General features: G+C 69.5%; 17 protein-coding genes and 3 tRNA genes. 10 read left to right on the top strand and 10 right to left on the bottom strand.

What is annotated here, in order from left to right:
* Window positions 1-75 precede the first annotated feature (75 nt).
* The gene (locus NUT86_RS19655; RefSeq protein WP_026170165.1) at window positions 76-975 is read left to right on the top strand and encodes a phosphoribosylaminoimidazolesuccinocarboxamide synthase; all 900 of its coding nucleotides are present in this window, start codon (window positions 76-78) and stop codon (window positions 973-975) included.
* 43 nt (window positions 976-1018) lie between these two features.
* On the opposite strand, the gene NUT86_RS19650 is transcribed toward NUT86_RS19655, so the two are convergent.
* The 8 genes from NUT86_RS19650 to NUT86_RS19615 all read right to left on the bottom strand — a co-directional run bounded on the left by NUT86_RS19650 (window position 1019) and on the right by NUT86_RS19615 (window position 5819).
* Window positions 1019-1091, bottom strand: a tRNA-Gly gene (locus NUT86_RS19650).
* A gap of 53 nt (window positions 1092-1144) precedes the next feature.
* Window positions 1145-1747: a response regulator transcription factor gene (locus NUT86_RS19645; RefSeq protein WP_026170166.1), complete on the bottom strand. Its 603-nt coding sequence runs from the start codon at window positions 1745-1747 to the stop codon at window positions 1145-1147.
* Window positions 1748-1826: 79 nt separating this feature from the next.
* Window positions 1827-3083 carry a sensor histidine kinase gene (locus NUT86_RS19640; RefSeq protein ID WP_026170167.1) on the bottom strand — a complete coding sequence of 419 codons (1257 nt, stop codon included), beginning with the start codon at window positions 3081-3083 and terminating at the stop codon, window positions 1827-1829.
* Window positions 3084-3121: 38 nt separating this feature from the next.
* Complete coding sequence (locus NUT86_RS19635) at window positions 3122-3940, bottom strand: ABC transporter permease (protein ID WP_274736730.1); 819 nt, start codon at window positions 3938-3940, stop codon at window positions 3122-3124.
* Entirely contained in the window at window positions 3937-4995 is a 1059-nt protein-coding gene (locus NUT86_RS19630; RefSeq protein WP_274736728.1) for an ABC transporter ATP-binding protein, read from the bottom strand. The genes NUT86_RS19635 and NUT86_RS19630 overlap by 4 nt, the downstream gene beginning before the upstream one ends.
* A gap of 165 nt (window positions 4996-5160) precedes the next feature.
* Window positions 5161-5233 (bottom strand) — tRNA-Gly (locus NUT86_RS19625).
* 74 nt (window positions 5234-5307) lie between these two features.
* Window positions 5308-5379, bottom strand: a tRNA-Gly gene (locus NUT86_RS19620).
* A gap of 119 nt (window positions 5380-5498) precedes the next feature.
* Window positions 5499-5819 (bottom strand): histone-like nucleoid-structuring protein Lsr2, encoded by a 321-nt coding sequence (locus NUT86_RS19615; RefSeq protein ID WP_026170169.1) that lies wholly within the window; start codon window positions 5817-5819, stop codon window positions 5499-5501.
* Between the two features lie 300 nt (window positions 5820-6119).
* Here NUT86_RS19615 and purS point away from each other — a divergent pair, with 300 nt between their 5' ends.
* The 8 genes from purS (at window position 6120) to purM (ending at window position 14684) form a co-directional block, all read left to right on the top strand.
* Window positions 6120-6365, top strand: a complete 246-nt coding sequence (purS, locus tag NUT86_RS19610; RefSeq protein WP_042151546.1) for a phosphoribosylformylglycinamidine synthase subunit PurS — start codon at window positions 6120-6122, stop codon at window positions 6363-6365.
* Window positions 6362-7042, top strand: coding sequence for a phosphoribosylformylglycinamidine synthase subunit PurQ (gene purQ / locus NUT86_RS19605; protein WP_018092650.1), 681 nt, complete (start codon window positions 6362-6364; stop codon window positions 7040-7042). The genes purS and purQ overlap by 4 nt, the downstream gene beginning before the upstream one ends.
* The gene (purL, locus tag NUT86_RS19600; RefSeq protein WP_159487619.1) at window positions 7039-9288 is read left to right on the top strand and encodes a phosphoribosylformylglycinamidine synthase subunit PurL; all 2250 of its coding nucleotides are present in this window, start codon (window positions 7039-7041) and stop codon (window positions 9286-9288) included. The genes purQ and purL overlap by 4 nt, the downstream gene beginning before the upstream one ends.
* 151 nt (window positions 9289-9439) lie before the next feature.
* On the top strand, window positions 9440-9952 hold the full coding sequence (locus NUT86_RS19595) for an ArsR/SmtB family transcription factor (protein WP_159487621.1): 513 nt from the start codon (window positions 9440-9442) through the stop codon (window positions 9950-9952).
* A gap of 32 nt (window positions 9953-9984) precedes the next feature.
* The gene (locus NUT86_RS19590; protein ID WP_159487623.1) at window positions 9985-10854 is read left to right on the top strand and encodes a M23 family metallopeptidase; all 870 of its coding nucleotides are present in this window, start codon (window positions 9985-9987) and stop codon (window positions 10852-10854) included.
* A 10-nt stretch (window positions 10855-10864) separates the two neighbouring features.
* The gene (locus NUT86_RS19585) at window positions 10865-11662 is read left to right on the top strand and encodes a maleylpyruvate isomerase family mycothiol-dependent enzyme (protein ID WP_274736722.1); all 798 of its coding nucleotides are present in this window, start codon (window positions 10865-10867) and stop codon (window positions 11660-11662) included.
* A 360-nt stretch (window positions 11663-12022) separates the two neighbouring features.
* Window positions 12023-13582: an amidophosphoribosyltransferase gene (gene purF, locus NUT86_RS19580; RefSeq protein WP_018092655.1), complete on the top strand. Its 1560-nt coding sequence runs from the start codon at window positions 12023-12025 to the stop codon at window positions 13580-13582.
* Window positions 13583-13616: 34 nt separating this feature from the next.
* The gene (gene purM / locus NUT86_RS19575; protein ID WP_109890760.1) at window positions 13617-14684 is read left to right on the top strand and encodes a phosphoribosylformylglycinamidine cyclo-ligase; all 1068 of its coding nucleotides are present in this window, start codon (window positions 13617-13619) and stop codon (window positions 14682-14684) included.
* A 186-nt stretch (window positions 14685-14870) separates the two neighbouring features.
* Here the strand turns inward: purM and NUT86_RS19570 are convergent, their stop codons facing one another.
* Window positions 14871-15122: a DUF3073 domain-containing protein gene (locus tag NUT86_RS19570; RefSeq protein ID WP_018092657.1), complete on the bottom strand. Its 252-nt coding sequence runs from the start codon at window positions 15120-15122 to the stop codon at window positions 14871-14873.
* A 318-nt stretch (window positions 15123-15440) separates the two neighbouring features.
* Window positions 15441-16559 carry a Leu/Phe/Val dehydrogenase gene (locus NUT86_RS19565; RefSeq protein WP_026170170.1) on the bottom strand — a complete coding sequence of 373 codons (1119 nt, stop codon included), beginning with the start codon at window positions 16557-16559 and terminating at the stop codon, window positions 15441-15443.
* Between the two features lie 196 nt (window positions 16560-16755).
* Between NUT86_RS19565 and NUT86_RS19560 the strand changes: the two genes are divergently transcribed.
* A complete protein-coding gene (locus tag NUT86_RS19560) occupies window positions 16756-17592 on the top strand; it encodes a hypothetical protein (RefSeq protein WP_274736719.1) in 837 nt (278 codons plus the stop codon).
* Window positions 17593-18084: the final 492 nt, after the last annotated feature.

Below are 18084 nucleotides of genomic sequence, written 5' to 3'. Positions count from 1 at the left end.
GGCCCCCGTCCGACACCTCCGGCGCGCGTAAGGGAGAATCGGTAGGACTCCTGGATCAACCTACGCGGAGGAAGCGTGCCCGGTTTTGTAGAAAAGCCTGAGCCGGTGGAGGTCCCCGGGCTCACCCACCTCCACACCGGCAAGGTGCGCGACCTCTACCGGAACGCCGCCGGTGACCTGGTCATGGTCGCCAGCGACCGGACCTCGGTCTACGACTGGGTGCTGCCCACCGAGATCCCGGACAAGGGCCGCGTCCTCACCCAGCTGTCCCTGTGGTGGTTCGATCAGCTCTCCGACCTGGTGCCCCACCACGTCCTCGCCACCGACGTCCCGGCCGGCGCCCCCGCCGACTGGGCGGGCCGCACCCTGGTGTGCAAGTCGCTGGACATGGTCCCCGTGGAGTGTGTGGCCCGCGGCTATCTCACCGGCTCCGGCCTCGCCGAATACCGGCAGACCCGTACGGTCTGCGGACTGGCCCTCCCCGAAGGCCTCGTCGACGGCTCCGAGCTCCCCGCGCCGATCTTCACCCCGGCCACCAAGGCCGCCGTCGGCGACCACGACGAGAACGTCTCCTACGAGGAGGTCGCCCACCAGGTCGGCACCGAGGTCGCCGCCCAGCTGCGGCAGACCACCCTCGCCGTCTACGGCCGGGCCCGCGACATCGCCCGCGAGCGCGGCATCATCCTGGCGGACACCAAGTTCGAGTTCGGCTTCGACGGCGAGCAGCTGACCCTGGCCGATGAGGTCCTGACGCCCGACTCCTCGCGCTTCTGGCCGGCCGATCTGTGGCAGCCGGGCCGCGCCCAGCCGTCCTTCGACAAGCAGTTCGTCCGTGACTGGCTGACCTCCCCCGCCGCGGCCTGGGACCGTACGGGCGAGGAGCCGCCGCCCGCCCTCCCGCACGAGATCGTCGAGAGCACCCGCGCCAAGTACATCGAGGCCTACCAGCGCCTCACGGGCCTCAGCTGGTCATAACGGAAAAGACCCCGGTCACCGACCGGGGTCTTTCCCTTATCTGAGCGGACGACGAGGCTCGAACTCGCGACCTCAACCTTGGCAAGGTTGCGCTCTACCAACTGAGCTACGTCCGCATGCTCCGCGCAAAGCTCCTGAAATCAGTCGCCGTCGCGCGGTGCGGGGTCCACTATAGCCAACCCCGCTCGCGGGCGATGCGCGCCGCCGCATGACGGTTCTCCGCGCCCAGCTTCGCGGTCGCCGACGAGAGATAGTTCCGCACCGTCCCCGGCGACAGCGACGCCCGCGCCGCGATCTCCGTGATGGGCGCCCCCGCCTCGGCGCATTCCAGTACCTCCGCCTCCCGGACCGTCAGCGGTGACTCCCCGGCGCTTATCGCGTCCGCCGCCAACTCCGGGTCCACATAACGGTTTCCGGTATGCACCGTGCGGATGATCTCCGCCAGCCGCTGCGCCGACACCGTCTTCGGCACAAAGCCCCGCACCCCCGCTTCCAGTGCCCGCTTCAGATGCCCCGGCCGGCCGTGACTCGTCACGATCATCGACCGGCACCCCGGCACCTCGTCCCGCAGCGATGTGGCCACCGCCACACCGTCCGCCCCCGGCATCTGCAGATCCAGCACCGCCACATCCGGCTCATGCGCCCGGGCCATCGCCCGCGCCTCCGGCCCCGTCGCCGCCTCCGCCACCACCTGCAGATCGTCCTCCAGCGACAACAGCGCCGCCAGAGCCCCACGGATCAGGTGCTCATCATCCGCGAGCAACACCCGGATCACCCCCTCATTCACCCCGCCACCCCGCCCCTCCACCCCATTGCGACCGCCCGCACCGACACTCCGCACCCCGCCCCTGCTACCCACCCGCCGCCCCCACCGGGAGCTCGACCGTCAGCCGGAAGAAGCCGTTCGGGACCGGGCCCGACGTCAGGCTCCCGCCCAAGGGGCTGAGCCGTTCCCGCAGTCCCTTGAGGCCGCTGCCGGGGAGCGAGCCGGCCGCGGACCCGTCCGGCGGACTGGTGACACCGTCGTTCTCCATGGTCATCACCAGCACCGAGCGGTGCGGGTCGATCCGGGTCCGCACCGCACAGCGCCGCACTTCCACGGCGTGCCGCAGGACGTTCGTGGTGCCTTCGCGGACGACCCAGCCGAGCGCCGACTCCACCTCCGGCGGCAGCTGAGCCCCCTCCTCGCCCTCGATACGGCAGTCCACCCCCGCCGCCCGCAGGATGGAGCGGGCCCCCGCCAACTCCGCCTGCAGATCGGCCTTCCGGTAGCCGCGCACCACCTCCCGGACCTCCCGCTGTGACTCCTGGGCGATCCGCTGCACCTCCACCATCTGCTCCACGGCCTCCGGCCGCTCCCGTCGCGCCAGCTGGACCGCCAGCTCGCTCTTGAGCGCGATCACCGCCAGATTCCGGCCCATCACATCGTGCAGATCCCGGCCGAACCGCAGCCGCTCCTCGGCGACCGCGAGCCGCGTCTCGGTGCCGCGTGCCGCATCCAGCTTCCAGATCACACCGAGCAGCCAGCCCGTGGGCCGCGCCAGCACAAAGCTCCATATACCGGCGAAGAGCAACAGGCACGCCATGCCCAGCGAGCCCAGCCAGGAACCTGTGAGCGGGAAGAGCAACGCCATGGACGCCGCCGCGCTGCCGGCCAGCGCGGCCAGGAACTTCCGCTTGGACACCACCAGGCTGTGGGCCATGAAGAACGGTGTCAGGGTCGCGCCGATCGCCAGCGCCACCGCACTCACACTGTCCTTGTCGGCAGCTCCCTCGACGGTCAGCAGCGTCCACAGCGCGATCTCGGCGACGAGGGCCAGCACCCCCGAGACGAACAGCAGGGTGCGCGGTGTCGCCCCCCGTTCCAGATAGCGGTTCAATGCGCGGTTCAACAGCGGTACGGCCAGCGCGCCCTGCGCCAGATTCAGCCCCATGGCGACACCGGCCAAGGTGACCGCCAAAGGGCTGCCCCCCGTCTGGCTCATCACAGGCGCCACCCCCATGAGCACGGGAAGCCAGGGGAGGAGGTACAGACTGCTGCGGAAGTAGGCGTCGACCATGGCCATCTGACCCCGCCGCCGCCATATCGCCCGTAGCTTTTCGATCATGCGCTGCCCGCCCCCGTCGTCCCGATCGCCCTGCACTGCTAGCGACGCGGCTCCCAGCGGAACCACCGCTGGACAGCAAACAACGCGAGCCCGGTCCAGGCCAAGCCGGTGATGACCTGCCCCAGTGTCTCCTTGAGGCCCCCGCCGCCGGTCCAGCCGGCCCGTATCAGCTCCATCGCCGGTGACAACGGGAGCAGTTCGAGCACGGACGCCACCCGCTCCGGAAGGATGTCCAGGGGGACGACCATCCCGGACCCCGCCAGCGACAGCATCATGAAGGGGAGCACGGCAAGCTGAGCGGCCTCTGCCGACTTGGCGAGCACGGAGGATGCCGCGGCGAACCCCACGACCGCGGCCATGCCGAGCACCACTCCTGCGATGAGGAGATGCGGCGCGGTGGGCAGACCGGCATCCAGCACCAGGCCGCCCAGGACCACCAGTAGGACACATTGCCCCAGTCCCATCAGTACCGACGGGAGCGCGGTGCCGGTCAGTATTTCCAGGTCCCGCAGCTCACCGGTACGCAGTCGTTTGAGGACCAGTTCTTCACGCCGGGCGACATAGGAGCCGGTGAGGTTGGAGTACACGGCGAAGATCAGGACGTAACCGAGGGTCGCGGGGAGCAGCACCGTTTCGACCGACAGCCCGGTGCCGGACAGATTCATTCCACTGACCGCCCCTTTCATGGCGAATGCCAGGGCGACCGGGATGATCAACGCGGTCGTCAACGCGGTCTTGTTGCGGCCGAGAAGCGTCAACTCGGCCCGCCCCAGGGAGAGAAGACGCGCCGCGGCGCCGGTCCCCCCGGCCGTTCCGGCGCGCTCGGCGACGCCGGCTTCCCTCACGCTTGCACTCATGCGTTCTCCAGCCCCTTTGCGATGTGCAGAAATGCCTCTTCCAGGGATGCGGATCTGACGTCCAGATTCCCCAGCGCTATCCCCTTGTCCTGCGCCCAGAGCAGTACGCCGGTCGCGGCCCGCTGCAGCTCGTCCGTCCGCAGCCGGACCGTGCGCCCGTCCGTCTCGTGGCCGATGACGCCCAGTTCTCCCAGCGGCGGGAGATCGCCGAGATGGAATCCGGTGGGCAGCTCGAAGGAGATGTGCGAGGGGTGCGCGGCGACCACGTCCGCGACATGGCCCGCGGCCGCGATCCGCCCGCCGTGCATGATCGCCAGCCGGTCCGCCAGCTCCTCGGCTTCTTCGAGATAGTGCGTGGTCAGCACGATCGTGGTCCCGGAGTCCCGCAGCTCGCGGACCAACTCCCACGTGGCATGGCGCGCTTCGGTGTCCAGACCGGTCGTCGGCTCGTCCAGGAACAGCACCTCGGGCCTCCCCAGCAGCGCCAGCGCGAGATCCAGCCTCCGGCGCTCGCCGCCGGACAGCTGCTTCACCCGGACATCGCGGCGCCGCTCCAGCCCCACGGAGCCGAGGGCTTCGTCGACCGGACGCGCCCCGCTGGTGCACCCCGCCCACATGCGCACGGTCTCCGCGGGCGTCAGCTCGGAGGGGAAGCCGCCCTCCTGCAGCATGACGCCGACACGGGGCCGCACCTTGCGCCGCTCCCGGAAGGGGTCATGGCCAAGGACCCGGACCTGTCCGGCCGTGGGCAGGGCCAGGCCCTCCAGCAGTTCGAGAGTGGAGGTCTTGCCCGCGCCATTGGTCCCCAGCAGCGCGAACAGCTCCCCGCGCTCGACGGAGAAGTCGATACCGCGCACGGCCTCGAAGCTCCGCGGCCCGCTCGGCCCGCTCGACTCCCCGCTGCGCCCGCCCCGTTCCCGCCGACCGTCCGTCCGCCGGCCGGCGATACCGTAACTCCTCCGCAGCCCGGTGACTTCGATCACACCGGCTCCGGAACCGGCGCTTCTGGCGCCGCCGCGGCCGACGCCCCCGATGGTTTTCTCCCCGATGTTCATGAGACCAGCGTTCCGCCGGATCAAGGTTCCGGGCAGTGCGGGCTGTCATCGCAGCTGATGACAAATGTCAGTTGCCAAGGCGCGGAGCAAGGGAAGGGGGATCGGCACGATGTGGCGCCACAAAAAGAAGGCCCCGGTCGCAATGACCGGGGCCTTCTTTATCTGAGCGGACGACGAGGCTCGAACTCGCGACCTCAACCTTGGCAAGGTTGCGCTCTACCAACTGAGCTACGTCCGCAGGCATCCACTCGGCTTTCACCGAGCGGCGCGACAGCTACTCTACCTGATCCTTTAGGAAGGTCGAGCAGTCAGAGCGGGTGACAGGGATTGCACACTGCGCCTCCCCCTTGGAAAGGGGGCGCTCTACTACTGAGCTACACCCGCGTGACTCCGTGAGGTCCGGCCTTTCGGCCTCGCCCCTCGGCGTGCTCCAGACTCTAGCTGATCAGTAGGGGTGCTGTGCAAGTCGGCTGCGCGCGGGCCGAGGGATGCCGGTAACTCGGTCAGTGATTGGCGGCGTTGAAGGCCTCGTAGACCTTCTTCGGGATCCGGCCGCGCGGGGGGACGTCCATCTGGTTGGAGCGGGCCCAGGCCCGGACGGCCGCGGGGTCGGGGGTCACCGCGGTCCGGTGGTAGGCCTTGCCGGACTTGGCCCGCTTGCGGCCGGCCTCGACGAACGGAGCGAGGGCACCGCGCAGTTTCTTCGCATTGGCGGGATTGAGGTCGATCTCGTACGACTTCCCGTCCAATCCGAAGGCGACCGTCTCTGCGGCTTCTCCTCCGTCGATGTCATCGGAGAGCGTTACTACTACGCGCTGCGCCACGGATATCGGTCCTTTCGTGGAGCAACCCCTTGCTGACATGGGGTGATGCTCCGGATCCGGCTGATTGGGATCAATGCTTTTTCATTTGTACAGCGATGGGCATTGCATTGTGAAGCCCAGTTAATTTCGTCAGCGTGTCTTCCCGCAATCCGGACCCCGGATCTTTTCGAGGATTTTTCCTCCGGTGCACTCCTGCCGATACCGGACCGTGATCGGGTGCACTGTATATCTATGCGCGTAGATTTTCGAACACGGTACTGTGAGGACACCGCCTTACGCACCACACCACCGGGAGTGCCAGTGGCACGCGTCGTAGTCGACGTCATGCTCAAGCCGGAGATCCTCGACCCGCAGGGGCAGGCGGTGCAGCGCGCACTGCCACGCCTGGGCTTCGAGGGGATCGCCGACGTCCGTCAGGGCAAGCGTTTCGAACTTGAGGTGGAGGGTCCGGTCGACGAGGCCGCCCTCGCTCGCATCCATGAGATGGCCGAGACCTTCCTCGCCAACACCGTCATCGAAGACTTCACCGTGCGGGTCGACTCATGACCTCGCGGATCGGAGTCGTTACCTTCCCCGGCACGCTCGACGACCGCGATACCCAGCGCGCCGTCCGGGTGGCCGGCGCCGAAGCGGTGCCGCTGTGGCACCGCGACAAGGACCTCAAGCAGGTCGACGCCGTGGTGCTGCCCGGCGGCTTCTCGTACGGCGACTATCTGCGGGCCGGGGCCATCTCCCGTTTCTCGCCGCTGATGGAGACCGTTATCGAGCAGGCCAAGGCCGGTATGCCCGTCCTGGGTATCTGCAATGGCTTCCAGGTGCTCACCGAGAGCCACCTGCTGCCCGGCGCCATGCTGCGCAACAACCATCTGCACTTCATCTGCCGCGACCAGAAGCTGCGGGTGGAGAACGCGGAGACTTCCTGGACCGTGGACTACGAGTCCGGCCAGGAGATCAGCGTTCCGCTGAAGAACATCGACGGCCGGTACGTCGCCGATGAGCGCACGCTCGACATGCTCGAGGCCGAGGGCCGGGTCGCCTTCCGCTACCTGGACGGCAACCCCAACGGTTCGCTCCGCGATATCGCCGGCATCACCAATGAGGCGGGCAATGTCGTCGGCCTCATGCCGCACCCCGAGCACGCCGTGGAGCCGCTGATCGGTACGGGCCGTACCGACGGCCTCGGATTCTTCACCTCGATCCTGAAGAAGCTGGTCAACGCATGACTCTCGACACCGTCAAGCACGCAGCCGAGACGCCGGACACCGACCAGCCGTGGGCCGAACTCGGCCTGAAGCAGGACGAGTACCAGCGCATCCGGGAGATTCTCGGCCGCCGTCCCACCGGCGCCGAACTCGCCATGTATTCGGTCATGTGGTCCGAGCACTGCTCCTACAAGAGCAGCAAGGTCCATCTGAAGCAGTTCGGTGAGAAGGCCCCGGAGAACGACGCGCTGCTCGTCGGCATCGGCGAGAACGCCGGTGTCGTCGACGTCGGCCAGGGCTACGCCGTCACCTTCAAGGTGGAGTCCCACAACCACCCCTCGTACATCGAGCCCTACCAGGGCGCGGCCACCGGCGTCGGCGGCATCGTCCGCGACATCCTCGCCATGGGCGCCCGCCCCGTCGCCGTCGTCGACCCGCTGCGGTTCGGTGCCGCCGACCACCCCGACACCAAGCGCGTCCTGCCGGGCGTGGTGGCCGGAATCGGCGGCTACGGCAACTGCCTGGGGCTGCCCAACATCGGTGGCGAGGTCGTCTTCGACGCCTGCTACCAGGGCAACCCGCTGGTCAACGCCGGCTGTATCGGCGTCATGAAGCACGAGGACATCCACCTCGCCAAGGCGTCCGGCGCGGGCAACAAGGTCATCCTTTACGGCGCCCGCACCGGCGGCGACGGCATCGGCGGCGTCTCCGTGCTGGCCTCGGAGACCTTCGACGACTCCAAGCCCACCAAGCGCCCCGCCGTCCAGGTCGGTGACCCCTTCCAGGAGAAGCTGCTCATCGAGTGCACCCTGGAGATCTTCAAGGAAGACCTGGTCGACGGCATCCAGGACCTCGGCGGCGCCGGGCTGTCCTGCGCCACCAGCGAGCTGGCCTCGGCCGGCTCCGGCGGTATGCGCGTCGAGCTGGACACCGTGCCGCTGCGCGACTCCTCCCTCTCGCCCGAGGAAATCCTCATGAGCGAGTCCCAGGAGCGCATGTGCGCGATCGTCGAGCCCGGCAAGGTCGACCGCTTCCTGGAGATCTGCGAGAAGTGGGATGTCATCGCGACCGTCATCGGTGAGGTGACGGACGGCTCGCAGCTGGAGATCTTCTGGCACGGCGAGCAGATCGTGGACGTGCCGCCGCGCACCGTCGCCCACGAGGGCCCGGTCTACCAGCGCCCGTACGCGCGCCCCGACTGGCAGGACGCCCTCCAGGCCGACGACGCGGCCAAGCTGCCCCGCCCGGCGACCGCGGACGAGCTGCGGGCGCAGGTCCTGAAGCTGGTGGCCTCGCCCAACCAGGCCTCCAAGGCGTGGATCACCGACCAGTACGACCGGTTCGTGCAGGGCAACACCGTCCTCGCGCAGCCGGAGGACGCCGGTATGGTCCGCATCGACGAGGACAGCAACCTCGGTGTCGCGCTCGCGACCGACGGCAACGGGCGCTACGCCAAGCTCGACCCCTACGCGGGCGCGCAGCTGGCGCTGGCCGAGGCCTACCGCAATGTCGCCGCGTCCGGTGCCAAGCCGCTGGCGGTCTCCGACTGCCTGAACTTCGGTTCGCCCGAGGACCCGGCGGTGATGTGGCAGTTCGCCGAGGCCACCCGCGGTCTCGCCGACGCCTGCCAGACCCTGGGCACGCCCGTCACCGGCGGCAATGTCTCGCTCTACAACCAGACCGGCGAGGTGGCGATCCACCCGACCCCGGTGGTCGCGGTGCTCGGTGTCATCGACGATGTGAACCGCCGTACGCCGATCGCCTTCGCGGAGGAGGGCCAGCTGGTCTACCTCCTCGGCGACACTCGCGAGGAGCTCGGCGGTTCGGCGTGGTCGCAGGTCGTGCACGATCACCTCGGTGGTCTGCCGCCGAAGGTGGACCTGGAGCGCGAGCGGCTGCTGGCGGAGGTGCTGATCTCGGCCTCCCGTGACGGCATGATCGACGCCGCACACGACCTCTCCGACGGCGGTCTGATCCAGGCGCTGGTGGAGTCGTGCCTGCGCGGCGGCAAGGGCGCCCGCCTCGTCGTTCCCGACGGGCTGGACCCCTTCGTCCTGCTGTTCTCCGAGTCGGCGGGCCGTGCGGTCGTCGCCGTCCCGCGCAGCGAGGAGCTCCGCTTCACCGACATGTGCGGTGCTCGGGGCCTGCCGGCCACCCGGATCGGCGTGATCGACGGCGCGGAGATCGACGTCCAGGGGCAGTTCAGCATCCCGCTGAGCGAGCTGAAGGAGTCGCACGAGGCGACGATCCCGGGCCTGATCGCCTGAGGCCGGGCGGGCGGTGCACTCCGCCCCCGTATGACGGTCCGACGGCCCGTCCCCACCAGGGGGCGGGCCGTCGCCGCTTTTCCGTGCCGGACAACTTTCCGTACCGGGCAGCACGGTTGCCAGGAATTACGTAGTTACGTAATCTCTCATCATGGATCTCGAACAGCGGGTGTCCGAGCTGGAGCGACGCCTGGCGGCACTCGAGCAGGTCGCCGACCGGCCGGCACCCGCGCCCGAGCGCGATCCCGATGACGCGCTGTGGGCCCTGCGGGGCCTGAAGGACCAGCTCGCCGAGCTGGGCGCCGACAACGGCGGAGTGCTGTTCACCGGCGCGGTGCGGACTCCGGGCGGACAGCGCTACGAATGGCAGTACGGCCTGATCACCGACACCGTGCTGGAACGCGACTGGGCCGACGCCGCCGAGTCGTTCGCGGCGCTCGGCCAGCCCGTACGCCTGCGGCTGCTGCGCGAGATCCTCGGCGGTCGCTGCACCGCCGCCGAACTCACCGAGCTCGACGGCACGGGCACGACCGGCCAGATCTACCACCACCTGCGGCAGCTGACCGCCGCCGGCTGGCTGCGCACGGCCGCCCGCGGCCGTTACGAGGTACCCACCGACCGCGTCGTACCGCTGCTGGTGATGCTGACCGCCGCCGGGCCCTGACACCCGGCCGAGCCGACCCCAGGGGGAAACACATGCCGTCCACGTCCGCACGGAAGCTCTCCGCATTCGCCGCCCGCCTCTGCCTGCTGACCTTCATCGGGATGGTCGTCACGAACGTCTTCGTCGACTACTTCGCGTACTGGCTGACCTGGATTCCGCTCGTCCTGTGGCTGCTGATCGGATTCGGCGTCAACCGACGGAGGTCCGGCACGAAGGCCGCGGGCGTCACCGGGTCCGCTCCCGAGCCGGTGGTGACCGCCGCGCCGGTCACCGGCCGCTGGAAGGCGCAGAACAGTCCCGCCGACAAGGTCCCCAGCCACGGCACCCGGGCCTACGGGCAGGCGTACGCCATCGACATCGTGGCCGAGCCCGAGCCCGGCGCCCGGCCCGGCTTCGGCTGGTGGCCCCTCGCCCGGGGCAATGCGGACTTCCCGGCCTTCGGCGCGCCCCTGTTCGCTGTCGCCGACGCCACCGTCGTCCGCACCGACGACCGCCAGCGCGACCACCTCAGCCGCACGTCATGGCCCGCGGTCGTCTACTTCTTCCTCGTCGAGGGAATCGGCCGCACCCTGGGCGGCGCCCGGCGGATCATCGGCAACCACGTGATCCTCGACCTGGGCGGCGGCACCTACGCGCTCTACGCCCATGTCCGCCGTGGCTCGCTCACCGTCCGCCCGGGGGACCGGGTCCGGGCCGGGCAGCAGCTCGGTCAGTGCGGCAACTCCGGCAACAGCACCGAACCGCACGTCCACTTCCAGCTGATGGACGCCGTCGACTGCAAAACCGCCGACGGGCTTCCCTTCACCTGGCAGGACATCGGCGTCCCGGCCAACGGCGAGATCTTCGAGGCGGCCCCGGCGGCGGTGGCGGAAACCGAGGGCACTGTCAGTGGTCCCGCATAGGCTGATCCACATGCCACCCGCCGCCCGGAAGCCGCGCGCCCGTCAGTACGACCCGAAGAAGACCCGCGCCGCCGTCGCGGCCCAGCTCGGTCATGTCCGGGACGCCGTACGCGCTCTCACGCCCGAGCAGCTCGCGCTGCCGACCCGCCTCGGCGACTGGACGGTGCGGGAGCTGGTGGCGCATCTGGCCATGGCGGTGGGCGCGGTGGCGCGCAGCCTCGCGCAGCCGGCCCCGCCGCGGCCGGAGGCCACCCTGCTGGAGTGGCCGTCCGCGTCCGCCCCGCTCGCCTCCTCGGTCGACGAGCGCAGCCGCGCCCTGGCCGCCGCCCACGAGCCCGTGGACCTGCTGGAGCGCACCGCGGCGGAGTACACCGAGGTCGTCGGGCCGGAGCCCGATGACCGGGTGATGGTCGTCGTCCCCGGCGCGATGCGGCTGTCCGACTTCCTGGTCACCCGCTGCCTCGAACTCGTCGTGCACACCGACGATCTCGCGGCGGCGACCGGCCAGGAGATCCCGTACGACCGCCAGGCACTGGCCAATACGACCCGGCTGCTGGCCGATGTGCTGGCCGCCCGCGCGCCGGGAGGCTCGGTCGAGGTCCGGGTGCCGCCGTTCGCCGTGGTGCAGTGCGTCGAGGGGCCGAAGCACACCCGCGGCACCCCGCCGAATGTCGTCGAGACCGACCCGCTGACCTGGATACGGCTGGCCACCGGCCGTACCACCTGGGCCGAGGCGGTGGACGCGGCGCGCGTCAGCGCCGGCGGCGAGCGGGCCGACATCGGCGGGTATCTGCCCGTCATGAGCTGATCCGGCCGTGCCGGTCCGAGCCGGGCCCGGCGGCGGACGGTGCACGTCGCGTATCTCACACGGACGGGGAGGACACCGCGAGCGGCAAACCCGGGGGAAGTGACGCCATGGCCGCACAACGGGCGACCGCGGTGAAGCGAGAAGCGGAGCGCCGCAATCCGCTCAGCGGTGAAGAAAACGCAGTTCAGCGCGGCGGCCGGGGCGGCACTCGGCCCGGGAGCGGCGAGGTCCCGGCCGGCCGGCCACCGGCCCGACGATCGTGGCCACGTCAAACTCACCCCGGCCGCATTCATGCACTTCTCCAGTTGCGCGGCCATCCCCGGTTCGGATGAATGCGCGACCTGCCCTAGACTCGGTGCCGTGCCACGTGGTGACGGACGACTCAGCCACGACCTGCTCCCCGGTGAGAAGGGCCCCCAGGACGCTTGCGGCGTCTTCGGTGTCTGGGCTCCGGGTGAAGAGGTCGCCAAACTCACCTATTTCGGGCTGTATGCGCTGCAGCACCGTGGACAGGAGTCCGCGGGCATCGCGGTGAGCAACGGCTCCCAGATCCTCGTCTTCAAGGACATGGGCCTGGTTTCCCAGGTCTTCGACGAGACTTCGCTCGGTTCCCTCCAGGGCCATATCGCCGTGGGCCATGCCCGCTACTCCACCACCGGTGCCTCGGTGTGGGAGAACGCCCAGCCGACCTTCCGTGCGACCGCGCACGGCTCGATCGCGCTCGGCCACAACGGCAACCTGGTCAACACCGCCGAGCTGGCGGATCTGGTCGCCGCCCTGCCCCGCGAGGGCGGCCGCGCGACCCAGGTCGCGGCCACCAACGACACCGACCTGGTGACGGCCCTGCTGGCCGGCCAGGTCGACGAGGACGGCAAGCCGCTGACCGTCGAGGAGGCCGCACCGCGCGTCCTGCCGAAGGTCAAGGGCGCCTTCTCGCTCTGCTTCATGGACGAGCACACGCTCTACGCCGCCCGCGACCCGCAGGGCATCCGCCCGCTGGTCCTCGGCCGCCTGGAGCGCGGCTGGGTGGTGGCCTCCGAGACCGCCGCCCTCGACATCTGCGGCGCCAGCTTCATCCGGGAGATCGAGCCCGGCGAGATGGTCGCCATCGACGAGGACGGTCTGCGCAGCAGCCGCTTCGCCGAGGCCCGCCCCAAGGGCTGTGTCTTCGAGTACGTCTACCTGGCCCGCCCGGACACCGACATCGCCGGCCGCAATGTGTACCTCTCCCGTGTGGAGATGGGCCGCAAGCTGGCCGCCGAGGCGCCGGCCGACGCGGACCTGGTGATAGCGACCCCGGAGTCCGGCACCCCCGCCGCCGTCGGCTACGCCGAGGCCAGCGGTATCCCCTACGGCTCCGGCCTGGTCAAGAACTCCTACGTCGGCCGGACCTTCATCCAGCCCTCGCAGACCATCCGCCAGCTCGGTATCCGACTCAAGCTCAACCCGCTCAAGGAAGTCATCCGCGGCAAGCGCCTGGTGGTCGTCGACGACTCGATCGTCCGCGGCAACACCCAGCGCGCCCTCGTCCGGATGCTGCGAGAGGCCGGCGCCGCCGAGGTCCACATCCGGATCTCGTCCCCGCCGATCAAGTGGCCGTGCTTCTTCGGCATCGACTTCGCCACCCGCGCGGAGCTGATCGCCAACGGGCTGAGCGTGGAGGAGATCGGCAAGTCGCTGGGCGCCGATTCGCTCGCGTACATCTCCATCGACGGCATGATCGAGGCGACCACGATCGCCAAGCCGAATCTGTGCCGTGCCTGCTTCGACGGTGAGTACCCGATGGAGCTGCCCGACCCGGAGCTGCTGGGCAAGCACCTCCTGGAGTCGGAGACCGCGGCTCCGGCGAAGTCCGACGTGGACGGCGTCCAGACGCTCACGGCCGGGGTCGGCGGCGCCGACGCGCTGCGCCGCCCGTAGAGCTCGTACACACACGACACGAAAGTTCTCAGCCATGCCCGAGACCACTGGTGCCAGCTACGCGAGTGCGGGCGTCGACATCGAAGCCGGCGACCGCGCCGTGGACCTGATGAAGGAGTGGGTGAAGAAGGCCACCCGCCCCGAGGTCGTCGGCGGGCTCGGCGGCTTCGCCGGCCTCTTCGACGCCTCGGCGCTGAAGCGGTACGAGCGCCCGCTGCTGGCCTCCGCCACCGACGGCGTCGGCACGAAGGTCGACATCGCCCGCAAGATGGGCGTCTACGACAGCATCGGCCACGACCTCGTCGGCATGGTCGTCGACGACCTGGTCGTCTGCGGTGCCGAACCGCTGTTCATGACCGACTACATCTGCGTGGGCAAGGTCTACCCGGAGCGGGTCGCCGCGATCGTCAAGGGCATCGCCGAGGGCTGTGTGCTGGCCGGCTGCGCACTGGTCGGCGGCGAGACCGCGGAGCACCCGGGGCTGCTGGGGGCGGACGAGTTCGATGTCGCCGGTGCCGGTACGGGCGTCGTCGAGGCGGACCGGGTACTGGGCGCGGATCGTATCCGTACGGGTGACGCGGTGATCGCCATGGCGTCCTCCGGCCTTCACTCGAACGGGTACTCGCTGGTCCGTCATGTGCTGTTCGACCGGGCGGGGATGGCCCTGGACCGGGAGATCCCGGAGTTCGGCCGCACGCTGGGCGAGGAGCTCCTGGAGCCCACCAAGATCTACTCGCTGGACTGCCTGGCACTGACCCGTACGACCGAGGTGCACGCCTTCTCGCACATCACCGGCGGCGGTCTGGCCAACAACCTCGCCCGGGTGATCCCGGACGGTCTGCACGCCACGGTCGACCGTGCCACCTGGACGCCCGGCCCGGTCTTCGACCTGGTCGGCTCGGCCGGCTCGGTCGAGCGCCTGGAGCTGGAGAAGACCCTGAACATGGGCGTCGGCATGATCGCCGTGGTCCCGCAGGGATCGGTGGAGGCCGCCCTGACCACGCTCGCCGACCGCGGTGTGGACGCCTGGGTCAGCGGCGAGATCACCGAGCGCGGTGACCACGCAGAGGCAGTGACCCTGACCGGTGACTACGCGAGCTGACCGGCCGAGTCCGCCCCATGGCCCGGTCCGGGCCATGGGAGGTGCGGCCCTCGTCGGCAGCCGTCGGCGCGGCGGCCGCACCCACGGTCATCCGGACAGCTATCTGGGCAGCACAGAACCCGGTCCGGGCAATGCCCAGGACCGGGTCCGTGATGCTGTTATGGGTGCCGCGAGCGCACAGCGTGGTCAAGCGCGACGACGCTGGTCCGACGAGTCGCCCTCGTCCTCTTCGTCGTCGTCGCTGTTGTACAGATCTGCGTACCGTGCGTACGGGTCGTCGTCCTCGTCCTCCTCGAACGGCTCTGCGTTCGGAGGCTGCTGGTTCGACGGTGATGCACCCAGCTCGTCGGCCAGTCGTGAGAGATCCGTCCCACCGCTGCTGTACTTCAGCTGGCGGGCGACCTTTGTCTGCTTGGCCTTGGCCCGGCCGCGCCCCATGGGTCGACCCCCTCAATGACGGGGCTCGATGGCCCCAGAGTCTTGACACGCGTTCATGGATCAGAGCGGGCTCTCGACAGAGAGACCGGCCCGTAGGGCTTTAACGGTACCTGCTTCCGCGGCCATACGGTACGTCGCCCGCATCACCCGCCGCTCGGCACGACCTGCAAGGTGCCCCGTCCCCGCTGGTCAACTGCGATTTTAACCTGTCCTGTACGGCGACCCGCCGACGGGTGGTGAGGGATGTCTCCCTGATCACCCGTGGCGGGCCGCACAAGCAGCTGTTTCCGGCCGACAAGGCCGCATTTCCGGCCTCGGTCAGGTGTGCCGGGCCTCCGCCATGCGCTGCTCGGCCAGGCGGTCGGCGGCCGCGGCGGGCGGAATGCCGTCGGCCTTCGCACGAGCGAATATCGCCAGTGTGGTGTCGAAGATCTTCGCCGCCTTGGTCTTGCAGCGGTCGAAGTCGAAGCCGTGCAGCTCGTCGGCCACCTGGATGACACCGCCGGCGTTCACGACGTAATCGGGGGCGTAGAGGATGCCGCGGTCGGACAGATCCTTCTCGATGCCGGGGTGGGCGAGCTGGTTGTTGGCCGCGCCGCACACCACCTTCGCGGTCAGCACCGGCACCGACTCATCGCTCAGCGCACCGCCCAGCGCACACGGCGCGTAGACGTCCAGGCCCTCGGTGCGGATCAGCGCCTCGGTGTCCGCGACCGCGGTGACCTGCGGGAACTTGGCGCGGACCCGGTCCACCGACTCGGCGCGGACATCCGTGATCACGACCTCGGCGCCGTCCTGGAGGAGATGCTCGACGAGGAGGTGGCCGACCTTGCCGACGCCCGCGATGCCCACCTTGCGGCCGCGCAGCGTCGGGTCGCCCCAGGCGTGCTGGGCCGAGGCGCGCATGCCCTGGAAGACGCCGTAGGCAGTCAGGACGGAGGAGTCGCCGGCGCCGCCGTTGTCGGGGGAGCGGCCGGTGGTCCACTTGTTCGTACGGGCGACGACGTCCATGTCGGCGACGTAGGTACCGACGTCGCACGCGGTGACATAGCGGCCCCCGAGGGAGGCCACGAACCGGCCGTAGGCGAGCAGGAGTTCCTCGGTCTTGATCAGATCGGGGTCACCGATGATCACGGCCTTACCGCCGCCGTGGTCCAGCCCGGCGAGGGCGTTCTTGTAGGACATGCCGCGCGACAGGTTCAGGGCGTCCAGCACGGCCTCCTCCTCGGAGGCGTAGGCATGGAAGCGGGTACCGCCGAGAGCGGGGCCCAGGGCGGTGCTGTGGATGGCGATCACAGCCTTCAGGCCGCTGGCACGGTCCTGGCAGAGAACGACCTGCTCATGGCCACCCTGCTCCGATCGGAACAGAGTGTGCAGAACGCCGCCGTCGGTGCCGGCGGAGGCCGGACGTACGTCAGTCACTGTGGTGACTCCCATAAGTCGCGAAGGATGCCCTCCGACGGGTGGGGAGGGCCGGTTGAAAAGAGCGTAAGACCTGCGGGGCGGGTTGATCGGTCAGGTGCCGAGGATCACCCTCTCCCGGGGGACGGGCATGGGACGATCTGGTCGTATCGCAGGCCGGCGGGGGCCCTCGGGATCTCCCGGCGGCGGACTTCCCTTTGAAGGAGCGGGCGTGGCCCTGGCGTCGTCGGTGAAGGTCCCGTACATGGCATATCTACGGGTCTACGAGCCGCTGGCTGCGTTCCCCGAGCCGGAGCGCACCCACTGGGCGCGCTATGCCAAGCGGGCGAAGACCCCTACCGCCCAGGACGAGCAGCGCCGGGCGCTGGCGGATCTGCTGCCGACCCCTCCGGTGCCGGTGCCGGTCCACGAGAGCGCGGACGCCTTCATCGCCGTCGTGAACGAGGTGACCTGCGTCTGTCCCTGGCGCACCCGGCTGCGCGGCTGGCAGGCCCTGGAGACGCTGGACGAGCTGCTGCCGGCCTCGGTGCTGGATGCGGCGCTGCCCCCGGTGGTGCGCCGGCAGGCGGCCACCGACTACGAGCAGTGGCGGGAGCGCAACCCGGACGCCAGACCCTGGATCCGCGGGGCGGCCTGGCACGTCCCGGTCCGCTGGTTCGTGCTCTTCTCCGACGGCGAGCGGGAGTACACGAAGGGTGACCAGGGGCCGGTGCTGCGTTACCGGACGCCGATGGTGCAGGCGCGGCGGCGGGTCGCCCGTGGATTGCGCACCCTGCGGGACGCCCTGGAAGAGGGGCCCTTGATCGACGGCCTGGTAGATGTGGGGCGCTGGCTCGAGGAATTCCATCCGCGTTCGCTCGTGGAGCTGGATTACGGAGGGCTGGTGCACGCGGTGCCCGAGGGGCAGCTCGCCGAGGACCGTTCCGCCGCCGAGGTGGCGGAGGGCCTGGCGGCGCTGCGCGAGGGGAACGGCGAGCGGGCCGGAGTCGCGTACGAGAAGCTTTCCGAGCGGTGGCGTGCGGTGCGGGAACGACAGTTCTCCAGCTGAGGCGCCGGTGCGGTGCCGAAGGTTTGTGGTGCGGAAGCGCTGCGTTCGCTTTTCGGTGGTTGGACGGTAAAGGACGTAGGTCCTGATCCGGGCGATTGCCTCAAGCGTGACCTAAAGCACTGACTTCGGGTCTTGCTCCCAAGCCATACCCTCGTGCCAAAATAGGACAAGGAGCCCGACCTGGGCTCCTTCCGTCCAACTAAGGGCGGATAGATCGGTATTGCGCTCCTTGAGGGGTCTGTGGCGGCTGATCACGTTGTGACTGATCGTCACGGACGGGTGACTGTCCGCTATGGCACGGTCCATCGGCTTCCGCCGAGGTTGAACACCTGAGAGGGCAATTCCATCGGTTTGGCCGACGTGGCTGGACAGATGGTGTAGTTGTAGTGCCGAGGACAAGCCGTTCGTCCTATAACCGACTCGGCCCGCGTCCGCCATTTCGGGCAACGTGGGTCAAGGTGCAGAATTTAGAGGAAAGAACCGTGATGGTTC

This window comes from Streptomyces sp. G7(2002), from assembly GCF_028870195.1.
Classification (GTDB): Bacteria; Actinomycetota; Actinomycetes; order Streptomycetales; family Streptomycetaceae; genus Streptomyces; species Streptomyces nigrescens.
This window is presented reverse-complemented; position numbering and strand designations above follow the sequence as displayed.

Coding starts and splice junctions, on each gene's coding strand:
- purL (WP_159487619.1), top strand. CDS start 7,039: ATGACTCTCGACACCGTCAAGCACGCAGCCGAGACGCCGGACACCGAC.
- NUT86_RS19565 (WP_026170170.1), bottom strand. CDS start 16,559: ATGGGAGTCACCACAGTGACTGACGTACGTCCGGCCTCCGCCGGCACC.
- NUT86_RS19595 (WP_159487621.1), top strand. CDS start 9,440: ATGGATCTCGAACAGCGGGTGTCCGAGCTGGAGCGACGCCTGGCGGCA.
- purM (WP_109890760.1), top strand. CDS start 13,617: ATGCCCGAGACCACTGGTGCCAGCTACGCGAGTGCGGGCGTCGACATC.
- NUT86_RS19585 (WP_274736722.1), top strand. CDS start 10,865: ATGCCACCCGCCGCCCGGAAGCCGCGCGCCCGTCAGTACGACCCGAAG.
- NUT86_RS19630 (WP_274736728.1), bottom strand. CDS start 4,995: ATGAACATCGGGGAGAAAACCATCGGGGGCGTCGGCCGCGGCGGCGCC.
- NUT86_RS19640 (WP_026170167.1), bottom strand. CDS start 3,083: ATGATCGAAAAGCTACGGGCGATATGGCGGCGGCGGGGTCAGATGGCC.
- NUT86_RS19570 (WP_018092657.1), bottom strand. CDS start 15,122: ATGGGGCGCGGCCGGGCCAAGGCCAAGCAGACAAAGGTCGCCCGCCAG.
- NUT86_RS19590 (WP_159487623.1), top strand. CDS start 9,985: ATGCCGTCCACGTCCGCACGGAAGCTCTCCGCATTCGCCGCCCGCCTC.
- NUT86_RS19635 (WP_274736730.1), bottom strand. CDS start 3,940: ATGAGTGCAAGCGTGAGGGAAGCCGGCGTCGCCGAGCGCGCCGGAACG.
- purQ (WP_018092650.1), top strand. CDS start 6,362: ATGACCTCGCGGATCGGAGTCGTTACCTTCCCCGGCACGCTCGACGAC.